Annotated in this window: 18 protein-coding genes; 14 read left to right on the top strand and 4 right to left on the bottom strand. The window is 71.0% G+C overall.

What is annotated here, in order from left to right; genetic code table 11:
• Positions 1-397 precede the first annotated feature (397 nt).
• Entirely contained in the window at positions 398-1,636 is a 1,239-nt protein-coding gene (locus tag ACFRFC_RS21115) for an IS110 family transposase (protein ID WP_382678868.1), read from the bottom strand.
• 161 nt (positions 1,637-1,797) lie between these two features.
• On the opposite strand from ACFRFC_RS21115, the gene ACFRFC_RS21110 reads away from it, so the two are divergent.
• The 3 genes from ACFRFC_RS21110 (at position 1,798) to ACFRFC_RS21100 (ending at position 4,151) form a co-directional block, all read left to right on the top strand.
• Positions 1,798-2,412, top strand: a complete 615-nt coding sequence (locus tag ACFRFC_RS21110; protein ID WP_382678871.1) for a helix-turn-helix domain-containing protein — start codon at positions 1,798-1,800, stop codon at positions 2,410-2,412.
• A gap of 939 nt (positions 2,413-3,351) precedes the next feature.
• Positions 3,352-3,942, top strand: coding sequence for a WhiB family transcriptional regulator (locus ACFRFC_RS21105; RefSeq protein ID WP_383112649.1), 591 nt, complete (start codon positions 3,352-3,354; stop codon positions 3,940-3,942).
• Positions 3,921-4,151: a helix-turn-helix domain-containing protein gene (locus ACFRFC_RS21100; protein ID WP_382678874.1), complete on the top strand. Its 231-nt coding sequence runs from the start codon at positions 3,921-3,923 to the stop codon at positions 4,149-4,151. The genes ACFRFC_RS21105 and ACFRFC_RS21100 overlap by 22 nt, the downstream gene beginning before the upstream one ends.
• 34 nt (positions 4,152-4,185) lie before the next feature.
• Here the strand turns inward: ACFRFC_RS21100 and ACFRFC_RS21095 are convergent, their stop codons facing one another.
• Positions 4,186-5,310, bottom strand: a complete 1,125-nt coding sequence (locus tag ACFRFC_RS21095) for a tyrosine-type recombinase/integrase (RefSeq protein ID WP_383112643.1) — start codon at positions 5,308-5,310, stop codon at positions 4,186-4,188.
• Between the two features lie 397 nt (positions 5,311-5,707).
• On the opposite strand from ACFRFC_RS21095, the gene ACFRFC_RS21090 reads away from it, so the two are divergent.
• The 7 genes from ACFRFC_RS21090 to ACFRFC_RS21060 all read left to right on the top strand — a co-directional run bounded on the left by ACFRFC_RS21090 (position 5,708) and on the right by ACFRFC_RS21060 (position 13,091).
• Complete coding sequence (locus ACFRFC_RS21090; protein ID WP_382678880.1) at positions 5,708-6,769, top strand: iron ABC transporter substrate-binding protein; 1,062 nt, start codon at positions 5,708-5,710, stop codon at positions 6,767-6,769.
• 29 nt (positions 6,770-6,798) lie between these two features.
• The gene (locus ACFRFC_RS21085) at positions 6,799-8,361 is read left to right on the top strand and encodes an ABC transporter permease (protein WP_382678883.1); all 1,563 of its coding nucleotides are present in this window, start codon (positions 6,799-6,801) and stop codon (positions 8,359-8,361) included.
• Complete coding sequence (locus ACFRFC_RS21080) at positions 8,358-9,443, top strand: ABC transporter ATP-binding protein (protein ID WP_382678886.1); 1,086 nt, start codon at positions 8,358-8,360, stop codon at positions 9,441-9,443. Before ACFRFC_RS21085 ends, ACFRFC_RS21080 begins: the two co-directional genes overlap by 4 nt.
• Before the next feature lie 42 nt (positions 9,444-9,485).
• Positions 9,486-9,884, top strand: coding sequence for a hypothetical protein (locus tag ACFRFC_RS21075; RefSeq protein ID WP_382678888.1), 399 nt, complete (start codon positions 9,486-9,488; stop codon positions 9,882-9,884).
• A 334-nt stretch (positions 9,885-10,218) separates the two neighbouring features.
• Positions 10,219-10,428 carry a ferredoxin gene (locus ACFRFC_RS21070; protein ID WP_382678891.1) on the top strand — a complete coding sequence of 70 codons (210 nt, stop codon included), beginning with the start codon at positions 10,219-10,221 and terminating at the stop codon, positions 10,426-10,428.
• Complete coding sequence (locus ACFRFC_RS21065) at positions 10,418-11,803, top strand: NAD(P)/FAD-dependent oxidoreductase (RefSeq protein WP_382678894.1); 1,386 nt, start codon at positions 10,418-10,420, stop codon at positions 11,801-11,803. The genes ACFRFC_RS21070 and ACFRFC_RS21065 overlap by 11 nt, the downstream gene beginning before the upstream one ends.
• Before the next feature lie 76 nt (positions 11,804-11,879).
• Positions 11,880-13,091, top strand: coding sequence for a cytochrome P450 (locus ACFRFC_RS21060; RefSeq protein WP_382678897.1), 1,212 nt, complete (start codon positions 11,880-11,882; stop codon positions 13,089-13,091).
• Between the two features lie 51 nt (positions 13,092-13,142).
• Here ACFRFC_RS21060 and ACFRFC_RS21055 read toward each other — a convergent pair whose 3' ends face one another.
• Positions 13,143-13,970, bottom strand: a complete 828-nt coding sequence (locus ACFRFC_RS21055) for a lipase family protein (RefSeq protein ID WP_382678900.1) — start codon at positions 13,968-13,970, stop codon at positions 13,143-13,145.
• 394 nt (positions 13,971-14,364) lie between these two features.
• On the opposite strand from ACFRFC_RS21055, the gene ACFRFC_RS21050 reads away from it, so the two are divergent.
• The 3 genes from ACFRFC_RS21050 (at position 14,365) to ACFRFC_RS21040 (ending at position 17,185) form a co-directional block, all read left to right on the top strand.
• The gene (locus ACFRFC_RS21050) at positions 14,365-15,900 is read left to right on the top strand and encodes an MFS transporter (protein WP_382678903.1); all 1,536 of its coding nucleotides are present in this window, start codon (positions 14,365-14,367) and stop codon (positions 15,898-15,900) included.
• Between the two features lie 126 nt (positions 15,901-16,026).
• Complete coding sequence (locus ACFRFC_RS21045; RefSeq protein ID WP_382678906.1) at positions 16,027-16,317, top strand: DUF6343 family protein; 291 nt, start codon at positions 16,027-16,029, stop codon at positions 16,315-16,317.
• 7 nt (positions 16,318-16,324) lie between these two features.
• Positions 16,325-17,185, top strand: coding sequence for a hypothetical protein (locus ACFRFC_RS21040; protein ID WP_382678909.1), 861 nt, complete (start codon positions 16,325-16,327; stop codon positions 17,183-17,185).
• A gap of 172 nt (positions 17,186-17,357) precedes the next feature.
• On the opposite strand, the gene ACFRFC_RS21035 is transcribed toward ACFRFC_RS21040, so the two are convergent.
• Positions 17,358-18,500, bottom strand: coding sequence for a hemin ABC transporter substrate-binding protein (locus ACFRFC_RS21035; RefSeq protein ID WP_382678912.1), 1,143 nt, complete (start codon positions 18,498-18,500; stop codon positions 17,358-17,360).
• An 85-nt stretch (positions 18,501-18,585) separates the two neighbouring features.
• On the opposite strand from ACFRFC_RS21035, the gene ACFRFC_RS21030 reads away from it, so the two are divergent.
• Positions 18,586-19,425: a hypothetical protein gene (locus tag ACFRFC_RS21030; RefSeq protein ID WP_382678915.1), complete on the top strand. Its 840-nt coding sequence runs from the start codon at positions 18,586-18,588 to the stop codon at positions 19,423-19,425.
• The last annotated feature ends 34 nt before the right edge of the window (positions 19,426-19,459 follow it).

Genomic DNA, 19,459 nt, shown 5'->3' with positions numbered 1-19,459 from the left:
ACCAGCAGGCAATCTAGCGAACCAGTAACTCTCAGCGATCAACTGAAATCTTTCATGCGGCACTGAAATCTCTACTGAAATGAATCTTGCGGTACTGAAATCTTCAGCGCCGTCCGACAGACGCCTCTGGGACCAACTGGAGCTCGTCCGCTCTCGCTCTGGTTGAAAACGCAACCATAAATAGGTAGTTCCATCCTCGGGTGGGTTGGTTGGGCTGTGGGCTGGGTGGGACGGACGGCACGGGGCGCCGATTCCCGCGGTGGGGCTCGTGGCCCGGGAGATGTAGAGGGCGTACCCGTGCCGTCCGTCCTGTTCCCGCCCCTGGCCGAGGGGCGGGGGGACTGGCCGGATACGGATCCGGCCGGCGCCTCCGCCTCTCCGTCAGGGGCACTGCCGGTCAGAGCGGGTGCGGGCGGGGTCCCGGGGTCCAGGCTCTGGCCTCGTCGTACACGACCCGGTGCTCGATGCAGTGGTGCAGGGCGCGGGCGATCCGGGCGCCGACCGCCCGCAGGCTGGTGAAGTGCGCGCCTCGCCGGTCGCGGCGTGTGCGGTAGTAGGCGTTGGCCCCCGGGGAGTGGCTGAGGGACGTGAACGCCGCGTGGGTCAGGGCCTGGCGGAGGTTCTCGTTGACTGCGCGACGCATCGAGGTCCGGGTCACCGTCCCCGAGGACCAGGTCACAGGCGTCATGCCCGCGTACGCGCACAGCCCCCGCGCCGTGAACCGGCCCGCGACGTCGCCGATTTCACCCAGGATCCGGGCCCCGAGCAGGTCTCCGATGCCGGGGAAGCTGACGATGTACGGGTAGTGCGGGTGGCGCCGGAACGCCTCGGCCGCCTGCTCGGCGAGGCGTTCGGCGCGGATGCAGGCGCTGTTGGCCTCGTCCAGGACCGCGAGCATCTGCACCCCCCGCGCCTCCTCGATGGCGGGGTGGGTGCGCAGCGCGGGCCGCCGGAAGTGGATCCGCAGCCGGCGCGCTTCGTCGTCGACCGTGCGCGTCCGCCCGGCCCGGCGCAGCGCTGCGGCGATCTCGTCGCGGCTGAGCAGGGTTGCCGCGGTCGGGGTCGGCGCGATCGCTAGGACGGCCCGGGCCTGGGGGTGGCGCACCCCTGCGGACGGCCAGGCGGACACCGCCGCCGGGTGGTAGTCCTTCAGGACGGCCCGCAGTCTCAGCAGCGTCCTGGCCCGGGTCTGTGCCGCGCTGTCCTGGGCCTGGGTCAGGACTCTGAGTGCGCGGACCTGCGGAGTCGAGCGGACCAGAGGCTCGAAGCGGCGCTGGCGGATCATGCCCGCGAGCAGGAAGGCGTCCTCGCGGTCGCTCTTCTGCTCCTGTCCGCCGATGCTCGCCGCTTTGCGCGCGCGGGCGGCGATGGTCGGGTCCACATGCATGACCGTCATTCCGAGTTCAAGGAGTTCGTCGACGACCAGCAGATGGGGGCTCTCGATCGCGGTCGGTATCCACCGCCACCGGGTGCGGTTGTTGGTCCGGAGGAAGTCGAGGTAGTCGCCGACCGGATCCTGGGTCTCGGCGTAGACGATCCGCGTGTGGCTGAGCCGGGTTCCGTCCCGCCGGATGACGGCGCAGTCCAGCCACGCATCCGACCAGTCGATCCCCGCGTACATCGTCGCCGACGTCATAGCCGCAGCCTCCACAAGACAGGTCGAAAGGAAAGGGTCCCGGGCGAAGGCCGACACGGCACTGCGTGGACAGTAACTACAGTGTTCCGGTCGAGAACAATACCAACGGCGAGGCGGGGGCCGGTCCCGCTCCCTCACCCGAGAGAATCCGAGGTCTGACGATGCATCTGCTGACAACGCCGGGACGGGACGTGCGCGAGGCCCCCAACGAGCAGCCCGCGGACTACCGGGCCGACCCCGAGCCCTGGCCGCTCGGACCTCTCACCGACGATGCCCCCCTCAGCGCCCGCATCGCCCTCGGAATCTCCCGCAACCTCCACGCCGCGCTCACCGAAGAAGGACTCACCGACCGCGGGCTCGCCACACGCAGCGGTCTCAGCCACACGTCCATCGGCCGGATCCTCCGAGGCGAAGGCCTGCCCGACTTCCGCACCCTGCTCCTCTTGGAGGCCGCGCTCCAGCGGACCCTGTGGCCCACCGAACTCCACACGCAGATCCCTGCTACGCGTGGCGGGGACACCCAGCCCGGGGCCTACCCCCCGGGACACGAGCCCGCCCAGCCGGTCCGGCCGGTCACGACCGCGAAAACCCGGGCCGTGCTGAGGCTCTGGGCAGAGGGGAAGTCCCACGCCCGGATCGCCGAGACGCTGGGAGTCGCCACGCGCACCGTGGGCAAGCGCCTTGCCGCTGTCTACGAAGCCCTCGGGATTCCCCCCGGCGAGTCCTTCGCGCTCGGCGTGTGGTGGGCGACCACCGACGAACGTCACCTGGAGTGAAGCCCGAGCCTGTGGCCAACTCACCGGGCCGCCCGTGACGGGCCCGGACCGGGCCGTTGACAGGGCCCGGTGACCGCGGGCCGCCGCACAGCCCGCGACGGATCTGAGGGCGCCGTCCCAGCCCTCTGAAACACCGCACACTCTGATCACGGAGGCGGTGATGACCCGCTCAGACAGCATCCGCCCGCTTGTCGTCGACAGCACATGCTTGTCCACCACGTCGAAGCAACTGCTGATCCACCTCGCGGACGTCGTGCTGTTTCCACTCTCACAAGGGCACCAGGTACCCAGGGGCTGCGCGCTGTGCCCCGAAATCCGCCGTCCGGGTGCGGCGCGATTGCCGGATCGGCCAGGAGCATCTCGACCCGGTGGGCGTTGACCTTCTCGTGGTCCCATGTCGACTCGGACAGGAAGAACTGCAGCCGCTGCACCGACCGGTGCTGGGCGCCAGCCACCGGCTCTGCGCCGGCCAGACAGGTCAGCGTCTGGTCATGGTCCCGTGGCAGCAGCAGCCCCGCGAGGTACTCCCGCAACCCGCGCCGCTGCGCCAGCGCGGAGACGAGGTCATTGAAACACGCGGCGTAGGCTTCCAGCGGGCCCGGAGCGGGCCGACACGGCAAACGACGGGTCATCACAGCCCCAGGCGCCGAGGTGACATTCCTCTGCTACCGACCTACCGCTGGCCTGACCTGCCGCCAACAAACCACCGCTAGATCAACGGCCACCTACGGGGAGTATCCACTGGCCGCCGTCTGAAGGAACGCCCTACGCTTTGCTGAGGTGTGCTTTGCTCCGCTACACACCAGTGAAGGCCGAGGGCGGGACTCAAGCACGATCTGGATCAGCGGACAGCATCAGAGTTTGAGCGCGACGTTGGCGCGCCGAGAGCGGCGAAACGTAGCCGACGATCGCCGGTTAGAGAAATCGGCGATCGTCCGGATGGTTGTACCTCCGTCTGCTGACGGCAACCGACTCAGCACAAGTATCGAACAGGAAGCGCCCGTGATGCGTGAAGGATCACTCGTTCCGCGATCCAGAGGTAATCAGTCCTGGCAAGAGAAGGCGGCATGCAGCACGGCCGTTGAGGCAGCCAGAGACCTTGATCTCTTCTTCCCAGAGCGCGGCGATGAGCAGCGGATCCGTCTTGCCAAAGTTATCTGCTCGTCATGTGCAGTTAGGGAAACATGCCTCGAAGCCGCTTTGGAGAGTGGTGACTCTTCGGGGATACGCGGTGGTCTGACCGAGACCGAGCTCGTGGCTGCCCGAGCAGACTTCGAACAGCGATGCGACCCCGCCAGGGTGTCGGCAGCGCTGGACGGTAGAGACGTGCACCTTTCCACGTCGGAGAGGCAGGAGTTGATCCGTCGGGCCGTCCAGATCCGGACGCCCGCTCTGCTGTTGGCCAGGGCGCTCAAAGTATCGGAGGCGCATGCGGAGAAGCTTGTCCGGCAAGGGCGGCGATCCAGCTCAACTATGGATCTGCGAAATCCAGTCGCAGCACGGGCTGAATGCGGGGTGGTACCGGCTTGAAGCGTGCAGGCTCGGCTCAGGAGGCCGGAAATGATGGGGCGGGCCGGTATCTGACGGTCGGCGAGGCGGCCGCCTACCTTGCCGTGAGTCGGCGCTGGATGTACCGAGAGTCCGGGCGGCATGGGATACCGCGCTACTATTTCGGGGGGAATCTCAGGTTCAGCACCACTGAACTGGACAGGTGGGTACAGCAGCAGAAGACCCTCTGAAGGGGGGCGGGGCTCCACCCGCCCCCCTTTCGCGTTACAGTCCCTCGTTCAAGAGCTTGGCCGCGCGACCGATAGAGGCTGGCATGAGATGCCGGTAGATCTTGAAGGTCATGTTGATGTCCCTATGGCCCATCCATTCCGCGACGTCTGTGATGGGTATGCCCTTGGCTAGGCAGTTCGAGGCGAAGAAGTGGCGCAAGGAGTACGCGGTGAGCCTTCTGGTGATGCCGGCTCGCTTCCTGGCTGTACCCCACTGGTAGTCGAGCGTTGTATGCGCCCAGTAGGCAGAGCGCTGGGTTCGCAGGAGGTATCCATCCGTGTCGGTGCCGTGTGCGTTCGCGTAGCCGAGCAGAGACTCTCGCACAGCCAGCGGCATCGGGGTTTCGCGGAATGCCCCGAACTTGCGGTGCTTGAGCGGAGCCCGCTTCCGTGTCTTGCCTTCGATCTGTTCGGCAACGCGGTACACGTCATCCGCGACCATCCGCTCCAGATTCGCAGCGTACGCCTCCCCGTTACGGAGACCGCAGCCCGCCATCAGGTCGATGATAAGCCGGAGTCCGTCGCTGCTAGCGGCCTTGAGGGCGTGTATCTCAGCTAGTGTCGGGATGGTGATCCGGCGAGGAACGTACTCTGGCGGAATGACTCCCTCGAACGGGTCCTCGGTAATGCCGCCGCGACGGCGCGCGTCGAGGAGGATCTTTTTCAAGGTGTCGTATGCGTTCTGCTGAGCTGCCAACCCGACGGAACGTTCCTCCATCGACATGATGAAGTCATCGACGACCGTCGCCGTGAACGTGTTGATCCGCCGTGACTCGACCACTGGCAGGATCTGACTGTTCAGTACTTGTGTGACCGAGCGCACACTGCCTGGAGCGTAGTGCCGTTGCCGGGCCAGCCAGGCTGACGCGTAGTTGCCGAACCGCTGTTGCCCGGTTTCACGCTTCAGTTCGGCCTGTGCGCGCGGGGTGCTCCGTTTCTCCTCGTAAACTTTGGTCAGTCGGTCGAGTGCCGTCTGCTGTGTCGTGTAGCCGGTCTCCTCCCGCTGGCGGCCTGATGCATCGCGGTAGCGAATGGAATAGGGGTGTGCGCAACGGTTCTGGCGGGCGCAGGTGCAGCTCTTGAAGAAACTGCCCATCCCGCGGACGAGTTGGGTCGCCAAGTACATGTCTCCTGAGTCATGCTGAGAGTTTGCTGACCATGGACCTCCAAGAATGGTCGTGACCTGCGGCCGCGCCAAACTGCGAGATGTTGATGAGCATCCTCATGGGTACCTCCTGGGAACGGTCACGGACGGGCTGAGTGGTTCCGGTGGTCGGGCGGGTCTTCGGTGGGTGCCGCTGTCGGCAGTATCGGCCTTGTGGAAGTGAAGGGCACGCGCAGGAGCGTCATCGGCGTGCCCGGGGAAGCCTCGGGCGAAGGGGAGTCGATTTTCAGTAATCTTGGCCAAAAATTGACAGTTAGGTAAGCCTGACCGTATCTATAGGGTTTCCCGGATTCACTCCCGCGCTCCACAGGCCGGTCACAGCCTGCGGAGCGGGTTGTCACAGGAGGCCCACATGCGTCGCCCGCTCGTTCGCCGCGGCACGGCTGCTTTCGCCATATCCGCCCTGCTCCTTCCCGTTCTCGCCGCCTGCGGCAGCACGGATGCCACGAGCGGCAAGGACGGCGAGGACGCCGCGACGGAGAGCGCCGACGAACTGGTCATCTACTCCGGCCGCAACGAAGAGCTGATCTCCCCGATCCTGGCGCAGCTGGAGAAGGCCACCGGCACCGAGGTGGAGGTCCGCTACGGCGACAGCGCCGAGCTGGCCGCGCAGATCCTGGAGGAGGGCGACAGAACCAAGGCCGGCCTGTTCTTCTCCCAGGACGCGGGCGCCCTCGGCGCGCTCTCCCAGGCCGGGATGCTCGCCAAGCTCCCCGAGAAGTCGCTGGACAAGGTCGACGCCGCGTTCCGGGGCGGCGAGGACGACTGGATCGGCGTCTCCGGCCGCTCCCGGGTCATCGCCTACCACCCCGAGCAGGCCCCCAAGGCCCCGGACAGCGTCCACGACCTGGTGAAGCCCGAGTGGAAGGGCAAGGTCGGCTACGCGCCCACCAACGCCTCCTTCCAGGCGTTCGTCACCGGCATGCGCGTCCTGGAGGGCGACGAGTCCACCCTGAAGTGGCTGAAGGACCTCAAGGCCAACGGCGCCAAGCAGTACCCGAAGAACGGCGCCGTGCTGGACGCGGTCGACACGGGCGAGGTCTCCCTCGGCCTGATCAACCACTACTACTGGTACGAGAAGGTCGCCGAGGTCGGCGCCGACAAGGTCAACGCCAAGATCCACTTCCTGCCGGGCGGCGACCCCGGCGCGCTGATCAACGCGGCCGGTGTCGGTGTCCTCAAGAACGGCGGCCAGGGCGACGCCGCCGAGAAGGCCGTCGACTTCCTCCTCTCCGACGAGGCCCAGACCTACTTCGCCACCGAGACCTTCGAGTACCCGCTGGCCTCCGGCGTCACCAGCACCGTGCCGGACCTGCCCGCGCTCGCCACCCTCAAGGCCCCCGAGGTCGACCTCGGCAAGCTGGAATCCCTCCAGCAGACCCTGGAGATGCTCAAGGAAGCCGGACTGGTCTGACCCGCCCCACGGTCACCCGCCCCACCACCATGACCACGCGCCCCAAGCTGTCCGCGCGCACCCCGGCCGCCGCGTTCCACACGGCGGCCGGCCGCCGTCGGCCCCCGCTCGTCCTGCTGCTCCCCGCCACGGCGGCGGCGCTCCTCGCCCTGCTGCCGCTCGGCTATCTCGGCGTGCGCGCCATGGAGCACGGCTGGGGTCACGCCTGGGACATCGTCGCCGAACGGCGCACCCTCGAACTCCTCGGCCGCAGCCTCGCACTGACCGCGATCGTCGTCGCCGCCTCACTGCTCCTGGGCATCTCCCTGGCCTGGCTGACGGTCCGCACCACCCTGCCCGGCCGCCGGGTCTGGGCCGTGCTCGCCACCCTGCCCCTGGCCGTCCCCAGCTACGTGGCCGCCTTCACCTGGATGTCCGCCGCGCCCTCCCTCGCCGGTCTGCCGGGCGCGGCGATCACCCTCACCTTCGCCTGCTTCCCGTACGTCTTCCTGCCCGTCGCCGCCGCCCTGCGCGGCATCGACCCGGCGCAGGAGGAGACCGCCCGCTCCCTGGGCAGCGGCCCCTGGGAGACCTTCCTGCGGGTGACACTGCCCCAACTGCGGCCCGCCGCGGCCGGTGGCGCGATCCTGGTCGCGCTGTACGTGCTCTCCGACTTCGGCTCGGTGTCCATCACCCGGTACGACACATTCACCCGGGCGATCCACTCCTCGTACCAGGCCAGTTTCGACCGGACCCCGGCCGCCGTCCTCGGCTGTGTCCTGGTCGCGATGACCGTCCTGCTGGTCCTGGCCGAGAACCGCACCCGGGGCCGGGCCGGACACTCCCGTACCGGACGCGGCAGCGCCCGGCCGCCCCTCGCGCTCGCCCTGGGCCGCTGGACGGCGCCCGCGCTCGCCTGGTGCGCCGCCGTCGCCGCCGCGGCCGTGGCCTTCCCGCTGGGCACCCTCGGCTACTGGCTGACCGTCGGTAACTCCGGCTGGGACCCCGAGCGCTGGTGGTCCGCGCTCGTGGCCACGGTCACCGTCGCCGCCGCCGGAGCCGCCGTCACCACGCTGCTGGCGCTGCCCGTCGGCGTGCTCTCCGCCCGCCACCGCGGCCGCCTCGCCCGCCTGCTCGAACAGTCCGTGTACGCGGGCCACGCGGTGCCCGGCATCACGGTGGGCCTGGCCCTGGTGTTCTTCTCGGTCCGCTACGCCTACCCGCTCTACCAGGAACTCCCGCTCCTGATCGCCGCGTACGTCGTCCTCTTCCTCCCCGTCGCCGTCGCCTCCGCCCGCGCGGCCGTCCTCCAGTCGCCGCCCGTCCTGGAGGACGTGGCCCGCTCCCTGGGCCGCTCCCCGCTCCAGGTGCTGCGCGAGATCACGGTGCCGCTCGCGGCGCCCGGGATCGGCGCCGGTGCCGCACTGACCTTCGTCGTCATCATGAAGGAACTCCCGGCGACCCTGCTGCTCCGCCCCACCGGCACCGACACCCTCGCCACCCGGCTGTGGACCGAGACCGGAGCGGGCGCCTTCGCGGGAGCCGCCCCCTACGCGGCGTCCATCGTGCTGCTCGCCGCCATCCCCTCCTACCTCCTCGGAAGGCGCTCATGACCGGACTGCGCGTGACGTCGGTGACCACGTCGTACGGGTCGGGCGGCCCGGTCCTCGACGGCCTCGACCTCACCGTCCCCGACGGTGAACTGGCCGCCCTGCTCGGCCCGTCCGGCTGCGGGAAGACCACCCTCCTGCGGGTCATCGCGGGGTTCCTCACGCCCGACGCGGGCGAGATCGTCCTCGGCGGGCGCACGGTCAGCGGCCCCGGCGTCCAGGTACCGCCGGAACGCCGCGGCGTCGGCATCGTCGCCCAGGAGGGCGCGCTCTTCCCGCACATGGACGTCACCCGCAACGTGGCCTTCGGACTGCGGGGCACCGGCCGGGCCGAACGGCGGGCGCGCGCCGCCGAGATGCTGGAACTCGTCGGCCTCGGCGGCTACGGACACCGGATGCCGCACGAACTCTCCGGCGGCCAGCAACAGCGGGTCGCCCTCGCCCGCGCGCTGGCGCCCCGCCCCGCGCTGATCCTGCTCGACGAACCCTTCAACGCCCTCGACAGCGCCCTGCGCGCCGCTCTGCGCTCCGACGTCCGCGGCGCGCTCCGGACCGCCGGCACCACCGCCCTCCTGGTCACCCACGACCAGGAGGAGGCCCTGTCGTCCGCCGACCGGGTCGCCGTCATCCGCGACGGCAAGGTCGTACAGACCGGCACCCCCCAGGAGCTGTACGCCCGGCCCGCGGACCCCTGGGTGGCCTCCTTCGTCGGCGAGGCCGTCCTGCTGCCCGCCACCGTCGACGCCGGCCACGCGGTCACCGCCCTCGGCCGGATCCCGCTGACCGAAACCACGGCGGACGGCACCCGGACAGGCACGGTCGTCCTGCGCCCGGAACAACTCCGGCTCGTCCCCGCCTCCGGCCCCTCCGAGCCCTCCGGCCCCTCCGTCACCCGCGCCCGCGTGACAGAGATCCGCTACCACGGCCACGACGCCCTGATCCTCCTGGCCGCCGACGCCCTGAGCACACCCATCACCGTCCGGGCAGCCGGGCCGCTCACCCTCCGCGCGGGCGACGAGACCGGCGTACACGTCACGGGCACGGCGACCCTCCACCCGCCAGGGGGGCCACTTCCGACGCGGTGATCTGCGCCCTGCGATGTCAGTGGTGGCTGCGATGCTGTCGGCATGACCCCGTGGAACCTGCTCGATCTCGACAGAGCCCTGCGCGCCGCCTGGGCCGCCGACACCTGTTCCCCCGACGATCAGGCCGACTGGCGGCCGGGCAATCCGGCCTGGGGGCACTGTGACATCACCGCCCTCGTCGTCCATGACGTCTTCGGCGGTGACCTGGTCGTCGGCGAGGTGTACCTCGACGGGACCCAGCGGGGCTTCCACTGGTGGAACCGGCTGCCCAGCGGTGTGGAACTCGACCTGACACGGGAGCAGTTCGAGTACGGGCAGCACATCACCGCCGCCCGTGTCATCGAGCGCCCGCCGGGCCCGCTGCGCCGACGCTGGAAGGAGTACCTCCTGCTGCGCGAGCGGGTCGGCCAACACCTCGGTCCGCTCCCGGAGCCCGTCTGAGGGGGGAGGGGAGGGGGTGGGGAGGGAGGGCGGCTCAACCCCTCCGGCTGAACGCGAACTCGATCCAGTGGGCGAAACTCCGTGGCCAGAGTGCCGACGATGCTGGGAGATCATGCGCGGGGGCAGGCAGCGGGGGAATTCGACGCACAGGCCGGCGTGGAATCCGGCGGGCTGGTCCCGGAACCGGTGACGTATGCCGCCGATCGCCTGCCCCGAGCCCTCACCCGCCCCTCCCGTCACCCACACGTCCCGCCCCCGGCTGCGCTCCTCCCCCGCGGGGCGTAGGACGGGAGGGGGTCGTGCAGGGTGGTGACGGGCGAGGAGCGGGTGTGGGATGCGGGTCGTGGTCGATCTGAACCGGTGCCAGGGGTACGCGCAGTGCGCTTTTCTGGCGCCCGACATCTTTGTCCTGCGCGGCGACGAATCCCTCAGGTACCACCCCCGGGTCGCCGACGACCAGCGCGAACGGGTCGGCCGGGCGGTGGCCGCCTGTCCGGTACAGGCGATCTCGGCCGGGCCCGCGGCGGGCGCCGATGTCGACTGACCGTGCCCTGCCGCGGATCGACACCTCCGTACGGCGGGTGGTCGTCGTCGGCGCCTCGCTCGCCGGACTGCGGGCCGCCGAGGCGCTGCGGGACGTGGGCTTCACCGGTGAGCTGACCCTCGTAGGCGACGAGCGGGCCTTTCCCTACGACCGCCCCCCGCTGTCCAAACAGGTGCTGCTGGGCGAGGCGGGACCGTACGACGTGGGGCTGCCCGCCCGTAGACCGGTCGACGCGCACTGGCGGCTCGGGGTGCGGGCCGCCGGGGTCGATCCGCTGCACGGACACGTCCTGCTCGCCGACGGCGACCGGCTGCCCTACGACCGCCTCCTGATCGCCACCGGCACCCGGGCCCGCCCCTGGCCGGTGCCGGAGGAGGCCGCGCTCGACGGGGTGCTGACCCTGCGGACCGGCGACGACGCCGCCGAACTCGCCCGGCGGCTCGACGCCGGACCCCGCCGGGTGCTGGTGATCGGCGCCGGGTTCACCGGATCCGAGATCGCCTCCGCCTGCCGGGAGAGGGGCCTCGACGTCACCGTCGTCGAACGCGGCCCCGCCCCCCTGGTGGGCGCGCTCGGCGGGGTCCTCGGCACCTTCGCGGCGGACGTCCAGCGCGCCCACGGAGTCGATCTGCGCTGCGGGGTGACCGTCACCGCGCTGGAGGGCGACCGGGGCAGGCTCACCGGCGCCCGGCTCTCCGACGGCAGCCGGGTCGAATCCGAGGTCGCGGTGGTGTGCCTCGGCGCGGTCCGAAACACCGAGTGGCTCGACGGCTCCGGGCTGGCGGCCGGACCCCGGGGCCTGGCCTGCGACGCGGGCTGCCGGGCCTTCGACATGTACGGCATCGTCACCGACGATGTGTTCGTCGCCGGGGATGTGGCCCGGTTCCCGCACCCCCTGTTCGAGTACCAGATGCTGTCCCTGGAGCACTGGGGCAACGCCGTCGCCCAGGCCGAGGTCGCCGCGCACAACATGGTGCGCCCCGGGCCGCGCCGCCGCCCCCATCTGGCGGTGCCCGCCTTCTGGTCCAGCCAGTTCGGCCTCACCATCAAGTCCGTCGGGGTGCCGACCTTCTCCGACCGGGTGGTGATCGCCCAAGGCTCACCCGAGGAGGGCCGGATGGTCGCGGTCTACGGCTACCGGGGGCGGGTCACCGCGGCGGTGGCCGTCAACCGGGCCAAGTACCTGGAGTACTACCAGCGGATGATCGAGACCGCCGCGCCCTTCCCGCCCCCGCCGGACACCGCCGACCGGCACGGCCAACCGGTCCCCGTTCCCTCCGCCGTACCCGACCCCGCGGTGCTGTCCCACGGCCCGACGGTCGCCCTCACCGGACATCTGCCGGACCGGCGCCTCGCCGTGGTGCGGAGGGAATGAACCGGCCCATCCGCCCATGCCTCGACGAACGCCCCGCCGGCCGCCGACTCGCCGACCCGCCGCAAGGAGTGCCGACATGCCCACGGAGACCCTCTTCGAGCGGATCACCGACTACGCGAACCGCCCCGACCCCTACCCCCTCTACGCCGAACTCCGCGAGCACGGCGTGGCCCGCCAGCAGGACGGCTCGTATCTGGTGGGCACCTATGACGAGGTCGTCCAGCTGCTCCACGATCCACGGATCAGCTCCGACCTCCGCAACCGCGCCGAGCCCGACGAGGCCGTCGAGGAGGCCGCCGACATGGCGCCGACCTTCATCCGCCTCGACGACCCCCAGCACGAACGGCTCCGCGGGATCGCCATGCGCCCGTTCGGGCCGCCGCACACCCCCGGGCGGATCGACGCGCTGCGCGGCGACATCACCCGCATCGTCCAGGATCTGACCGACGGCTTCGAGGGCCGTGAGCGCGTCGATGTCGTCGACGACTTCGCCTACCCGCTGCCCGTCACCGTGATCGGGAAGCTGCTGGGCATCCCGGCCGGGGACATGGACCAACTCCGCGAGTGGACCGACGACATGATCACCAGCCTGGACTTCACCCAGGGCGAGGATCCCGCCGTCAAGCGCCGCCGCGGCCAGGACGCACGTACGGCGATGGCCGTCTACTTCGGTGACCTCGCCGACTTCCGGCGCGAGCACCCCTCGGACGACCTGCTGTCGTCCTTCGTCGGCGACCCGGGCCCCGACGGGACCTTCACCCGGCAGGAACTGATGTCCACCGCCGCCCTGCTGCTGATCGCCGGACACGAGACCACCGTCAATCTGATCACCAACGGGGCACTGACCCTGCTGCGCCGGCCCGACCTGGCGGCCCGCCTCCGGGACGACCCGGCGCTGATGCCCTCGGCGGTCGAGGAACTGCTGCGCTACGAGCCTCCGGTGCACTTCCTGCCGCAGCGGACCCCGCTCGCCGATATCGAGGTGGCCGGGGTGACCATCCCCAAGGGCGCGCCCCTGATCCTGGTCCTCGCCTCCGCGAACCGTGACCCGCTGCGGTTCGCGGACCCCGACCGCTTCGACCCGGCCCGCCGGGACAACCAGCACCTCGGCTTCGGCAGCGGCATCCACAGCTGCTTCGGCGCCCCGCTGGCCCGGCTGGAGGCCGACCTCGCACTCACCGCGCTCCTGGGCCGGCTCGGCGACGGCACCCACCTGGTGGAGGACCCGCCGCCGTACCGCACGAGCCCGCTGCTGCGCGGCCCCCGCCATCTGTGGATCGAACGCTGACGGTGCCCCCGGGGGCCCCACCCGCCGAGGGCGGTGTCATGAGGGGGGTGCTCAGCGGGAGTTCGCGAGGTTCTTCTCCAGCGCGGCCAGGTAGTTGGCCAGATGGTGATCCTTGATGGCATCGGTCTCCGGGGCGAACGGGTCGTTCCCGACGCCCTTGGCGCGGTCCCGCAGTGTGGCGAGCAGCGGCAGGGCGTCGTGCAGCTTTCCGTCCGCGTCGAAGTAGCGGAGCGCGGCGACATGGGTGTAGACGGGCTCGGGCGGGAGTTGGGGGACGATGTCGTTGTTGTTGACGAAGCGGTGGCAGCGGTCGGCGAACGCCTTGTTGTGCGCGTCGGCGAGCAGCCGTTCGCAGGTGCGGGGCTGGCCGTAGGTGTACACGCCGTCCGCGAGCAGCCGCGGTTCCTCGAAGTACAGCCGGGCGGCGGCCAGCATCGCCAGCGCCGCGCCGAGACTGTGGCCGGTGAACCAGATGCTCTGCCCCCGGTCGCGCAGTTCCAGGACGGTGTCGCGGAGTTGCGGATAGACGGATTGCAGGGCCTGGTGGAAGCCGAAGTGGACGAAGCCCTTCCGGCCGGGCCCGGGTACGGGCGGGGTGTTGACGTCGGTGAGCCAGTCGCGGATCTGGGTGACCTCGGTGCCCCGGAAGCCCACGACGATCATGCGGTCACTGGCCATGACGTACGCCTGGGTGTCCTCGATCGGGAACGGCATCCGGTGCGTCGAGGCGAAGTGCCGCACCTCGCCGAATCCCCAGGCGCGGGCCTGTGTCTCGATGCCGTCCGGGTCCAGTGAGGCCAGTCCGGCCGCGCGGCCCATCCAGTAGGCGTGCTCCAGGGAGTAGCGGGTCGTCGAGTGATCCAGCGGGGGAATGGTCATCGGTGTCCTTCGCGACAGCGGGCTGCGGAGCGGATACGGGCTCCGGAGCGGATATGGGATCCGGAGCGGATACGGGCTCCGGTCGCAGGCAACGTAGCCGTCCGCCCGGTCGTGAAAGGCCCGGCCACGGCCACGATCACCCGGACGGACGAGACCGCCGGGCGGGCGCCGGAGCGGGGGCTCGTGGCTGGTGACGGGCCAGGTCCACCGGAGGTCCGGTCCGGCTCACCGCCGTCTCACAGGCTCGGCGTGACCTTCTTCACCTCCGTGTCGCGTCCCTATCGAAACTTTTGCGTTTCGCGGAATCGGGGTCTAGGCTATTTGCCGTACGAAACGGTTTCGTTTCGCTCTCTCCTCAGGCTTTGAGCCCCGTCCCTGACAGGAGTGCGTCTGCATGCCCCACACCGACACGGAGTCCGACGCGGCGTCCGACCCGGCCCCGGCCGCGACCTCACCGGCGAAGACCGGATCCCGGCGGGAGGCGGCGGCGTCGCCGCACCGCTGGTGGATCCTCGCCGTGGTCGCCACCGCCCAGTTGATGGTCACCCTGGACGCGACCATCGTGAACATCGCCCTGCCGTCCGCCCAGGCCGACCTCGGCTTCACCGACGGTAACCGCACCTGGATCGTCACCGCCTACTCGCTGGCCTTCGGCAGCCTGCTGCTGCTCGGCGGGCGCATCGCCGACCTCTTCGGCCGCAAGCTCGCCTTCCTCACCGGCGTCGCCGGTTTCGCCCTCGCCTCCGCCGTCGCGGGCGCCGCCACCAGCTTCGAGATGCTCGTCGCCGGACGCGCCCTCCAGGGCGTCTTCGGCGCGCTGCTGGCCCCCGCCGCGCTCTCCCTGCTCACGACGACCTTCACCGACGCCAAGGAGCGGGCCAAGGCATTCGGCCTGTACGGCGCGGTCGCCGGTTCCGGCGCGGCCGTCGGACTCCTGCTCGGCGGTGTGCTCACCGAGTACCTGGACTGGCGCTGGACCCTCTACGTCAACGTGGTCTTCGCGGCCTTCGCCCTGGTCGGCGGCTGGTATCTGCTCCAGCGCGGCACCCGTGGATCCGGCGCCAGGCTCGACATCCCCGGCACCGTCCTGGTCACCGCCGGACTGTTCGCCGTCGTCTACGGCTTCTCCAACGCCGAGTCGCACGGCTGGAGTTCCGCCCTCTCCTGGGGCTTCCTCGCCGCCGGAGCCGTCCTGCTCGCCGTCTTCACCCGGTGGCAGACCAGGGCCGCGCACCCGCTGCTGCCGCTGCGCGTCCTGCTCGACCGCAACCGCGGGGCGTCCTTCGCCGCGATGCTGATCGTCAGCGCCGGAATGTTCGGGGTGTTCCTCTTCCTCACCTACTACCTCCAGCTCACCCTCGGCTTCTCCGCCGTCCGGACCGGTCTGGCCTTCCTGCCGATGGTGCTCTCCCTGATGGCCGCCGCCACCCTCGCCACCAGCCTGCTGCTGCCGCGCGTCGGACCGAGGGCCGTGGTCGGGCTGGGCATGGCCCTCGGCGCGGTCGGCATGGCCTGGCTCACCCGCCTGGACCTGACCAGCGCCTACGCCGCCGATGTGCTGCCCGCCCTGGTGGTCTCCGGGATCGGTATCGGCCTCGTCATGGCCCCGGCGATGAGCCTCGCCACCAGCGGGGTCGGCGCCGACGACGCCGGAGTCGCCTCCGCCTCCGTCAACACCATGCAGCAGATCGGCGGCTCCATCGGCACGGCCCTGCTGAACACCCTGGCCGCCGGAGCTGCCACGTCCTACCTGGCCGGCCGCGACGCCGCCGACCCGCTGGTCCAGGCGCAGGCCGCGCTGGAGTCGTACTCCACCGCCTACTGGTGGTCCGCCGGCTTCTTCGCCGTCGGTGCCCTGCTCACGCTGGTGCTCTACCGGCGCGGTGTCCCGGCGGCCGCCGCCGACGCCGCCCCCACGGTCCACATGTGAGTGACAGGTGGTGAGCCGCGCCCGCCCTGGGACGGGGCGGGTGCGGACGGGCTCCCTGATGCCGACAGCGGGCCGGGCTGCTTGGCTGGAAGGTGGGCCGACGCCCGCGACCGAGGAGGGACGCCCGTGACCCAGCGCACCGGGACCGAGCCGAGAACCGCCCGCAGCCCCCTGCGCCTGCGGATGCTGCTCAGCGGGATCTTCCTGCCGGTGTTCGTCGCCGGGGCGGTCGGGTTCGCGATCTGGGCGGCGCTGTCCGGACCGGGGGACAGCCCCGGCCGAGCCGTCACCGCGACCCTCGCGGCCGTGTGCGCGGCCCTGGCACTGGCGGCCGGGGTGGACCTGGCGGTGCTGGTCCGACGGGTACGGGAGGAAGGGCGGGCCGGTGACACCACGCTCGGGACGGGGAAGAGGTGAGGTGGCGATGACGACCGGATCGACCAAGGCGGCGAAGACCTCCACCACGGCGACGAGAGCCAGTGTGAGGAAGCGGACCGCGGCGCGTGGCGCGAACGTCGCCAAGAGCACGAGCCCCGCCTCGCGCACGAGCCCCACGAAGAGCACGCGGGCCACCAAGCGGGCCACGACCGCGCGGGGCACGACCGCGCGGGGCACGACCGCGCGGGGCACGAGCCGTACCGGCGCCGAAGCGACGTACCACGCCGTCGTCCGCGCCCTCCTCGACCGTCGCCCGCGCACCTACCCCGCCGGGGCCGGGATCCGGCTGCGCAACACCCCGGCCCCGCTGTACCAGACGCTGGTGCTCGCGGTGCTGCTCAGCGCGCGGATCAGGGCCGGTACGGCGGTGGCGGCGGCGCGGGAACTGTTCGCCGCCGGGATGCGGGACGCCCGGTCGATGGCGGATGCCTCCTGGCAGGACCGGGTCGACGCGCTGGGCCGGGGCGGCTATCGGCGGTACGACGAGAGCACCGCGACGTTGCTCGGCAGGGGAGCGGAGTTGCTCCTTGAGCGGTACGGGGGTGATCTGCGGCGGCTCCGGGCGGAGGGTGATCCGAGACGGGCCCTGCTCGATCTTCCCGGGATCGGGCCGACCGGGGCGGCCATCTTTCTCCGTGATGTGCAGGGGATCTGGCCGGAATTGGCTCCTTACTTCGACCGTAAGGCGCTGGAAGGTGCGCGGCGGCTGGGGCTTCCGGTCTCGGTCCGGCGGCTGAGTCGGCTGGTGCCGGATCGGGAGTGGCCCAGGTTGGCCGACGCGCTTGTGCGTGTGGCGCTCGAAAAGGCGTTGGCGGATGAGGTGCTGGGTGCGGTGAGGGGGGTGTGAGTGGGGCTCGTGGGGTGCGTGGTCGGGTGCGGGTGGGTGGGGGCTGGTCGCGCAGTTCCCCGCGCCCCTCAGGGGGTCGGGGGCGGCCTGCGTTGACATCTCACCGTCTTCGGGCCCTTTAGGGGATCGGGGGCGGCCTGCGTCGACACCCCCCGGCCGACCCCGCGTCCGCTCACGTCGTGTGCACGCCTGCCACCAGGATGTCGATGACCAGGGGGGTTCGTGGGCCGAAGCTGAGGAGGACGCCGTCCTCCAGGGTGACCACCCTTCGGTCCATTCCGGCGGGTGTCTCGCGGATGCCCGGGATCTCGACCAGGCCGTCCACGCCGCCCACCGACTCCAGGCCCTTGGTCATCATCAGCAGGACATCGGGCTGTGCGTCGACCAGGGCCTCGCTGGTCAGGGGGGTGAAGGGCTTGTCGAGACCGGCGTCCACGCCCGCGTCGACCGCGCCCGCCGCCGCGATGAGGGAGTCCGCCCCGGAACCCTTGCCGCCCATGAGGTACACGGCCGCGGTGCCGCGCATGTAGAGGAACGCCACCTTGGGTGTGCTGCCGTCGGGCACGGCGTCGCGCGCCGCCTTGAGTTCGGTGTCGATACGGGAGTTGAGGGCCCGGCCCGCCTCGGGCACCCCGAGGGCCTCGGCGATCCGGGTGGTGCGCGTGGTGACATCGGCGAGTTCGGTGGCCGGATCGAGGACCACCACCGGCACGCCCGCGTCGCGGATCTGGTCGATGGCCTCCGAGGGGCCGGTGTCGGTGTCCGCGAGGACCACGGTCGGCCGCAGCGACAGCACGCTCTCCGCGCTGACGTCATGGGCCTTGGTGACCAGCGGCAGATCCTTCGCCTCCTCGAAGGTGGCCGTGATGTCCCGGCCCACCACCCGCTCGCCCAGCCCCAGCGTGAACACGATCTCGGCCACGCCGCCGTTCAGCGGCAGGATCCGTGCGGCGTCCTCGACGGTGACCTGACGGCCGTCCGAGGAGTCCACGGTGACCGGCAGTTCCGGTTCGGGCGGCGCCCCTTCCAGCGGTACGAGGGTGTTCGCGTCGAGTCGTTCCAGCGCGGCCTCGGCGCGTTCGCCCGCCGACGCGGAGGTGGCACCGGAGCTCCCCTGGTCACCGGAGGTCTCCGTGCCCCCCGAGCCCCCCGAGCCACCCGCGCACGCCCCGCTCAGCAGCGCGAGGGACAGGGCGAGGGCGGCCAGGCCCCGGCGTCGGGCGGCGCGCGTCGGGCGGGTGGTGGCGGTCGGCCGTCCCGTGGCGGTCAGGCGTCGGACGGCCCTCGTACGACCGGCGGCACTCGTGGCTCTCATGACTCGGCCTTTCCTCTTCGCTGGCACTCAGTTGGGCGATAGTTTAGGTTAGGCTGACCTAAGTTTTCTGAGGTGGGGGTGTTTCATGTCATCGGCAAGTGGCCCGCGCGGCAAGCGAATCGGCTGGACCGGCGTGGTCGCGGTCTCGGCGGCGCTGACGCTGGCGGTCCCGTCACCGGCCGTCGCGGCGGAGGGCTCGGCGACCGGCCCCGAGGGGCAGACGCTCACCGTGTCCAAGACGTCCGGCCTCACCGAGGCGGGCGAGACGGTGACCGTGTCCGGCACCGGCTACAACACCGAGAAGGGCATCTACATCGCCCTGTGCGTCGACAACGGGGCCGGGCAGACACCGACCCCCTGTGTCGGCGGGGTCGACATGTCCGGCGAGTCCGGCGCCTCGGTCTGGGTGTCCTCCAACCCGCCGTCGTACGGCGAGGGACTGGCCACGCCCTACGAAGGCAGCGGCCACGACGGCTCGTTCTCCGCGCAGCTCACGGTCCGCGCCAAGGACGCGAGCACCGACTGCACGGCGTCCGGTGTGACCTGTGCCGTCATCACCCGCAACGACCACACGCGCGGCGGTGACCAGACCCAGACGGTCCGCGTCCCGGTGACGTTCGGGGCGACGGACGGCGAGGCGTCGTCCGGCGCCGAGGCGTCCTCGACGCCGACCGCCTCGGCCGGTGCGGGGACGACCGGCGGTGAGACCGCCACCGGCTCGACCACCGGCTCGACCACCGGCTCCTCCACGGGCGGTGACGGCTCGGACTCCGGTTCCACCACGGACGGCCCGCTGGCCAGCACCGGTTCGGATCTCGCGGTGCCGCTCGGGCTCACCGCCGCCGGTCTGGTCGTCGTGGGCGGCGCCACCTGGGCCCTGGCCCGCAGGCGCCGGTCGGCCACACCGACGGCGGGCGCCGAGTGACGCACGACCGGTTTCTTCGAAGAAGGGGGACGGA

Origin of the sequence: Streptomyces sp. NPDC056734 (assembly GCF_042790455.1) — a bacterium.
Classification (GTDB): Bacteria; Actinomycetota; Actinomycetes; order Streptomycetales; family Streptomycetaceae; genus Streptomyces.
Note: the sequence above shows the minus strand (reverse complement) of the source record. Positions and strands in the feature narration are given on the sequence as shown.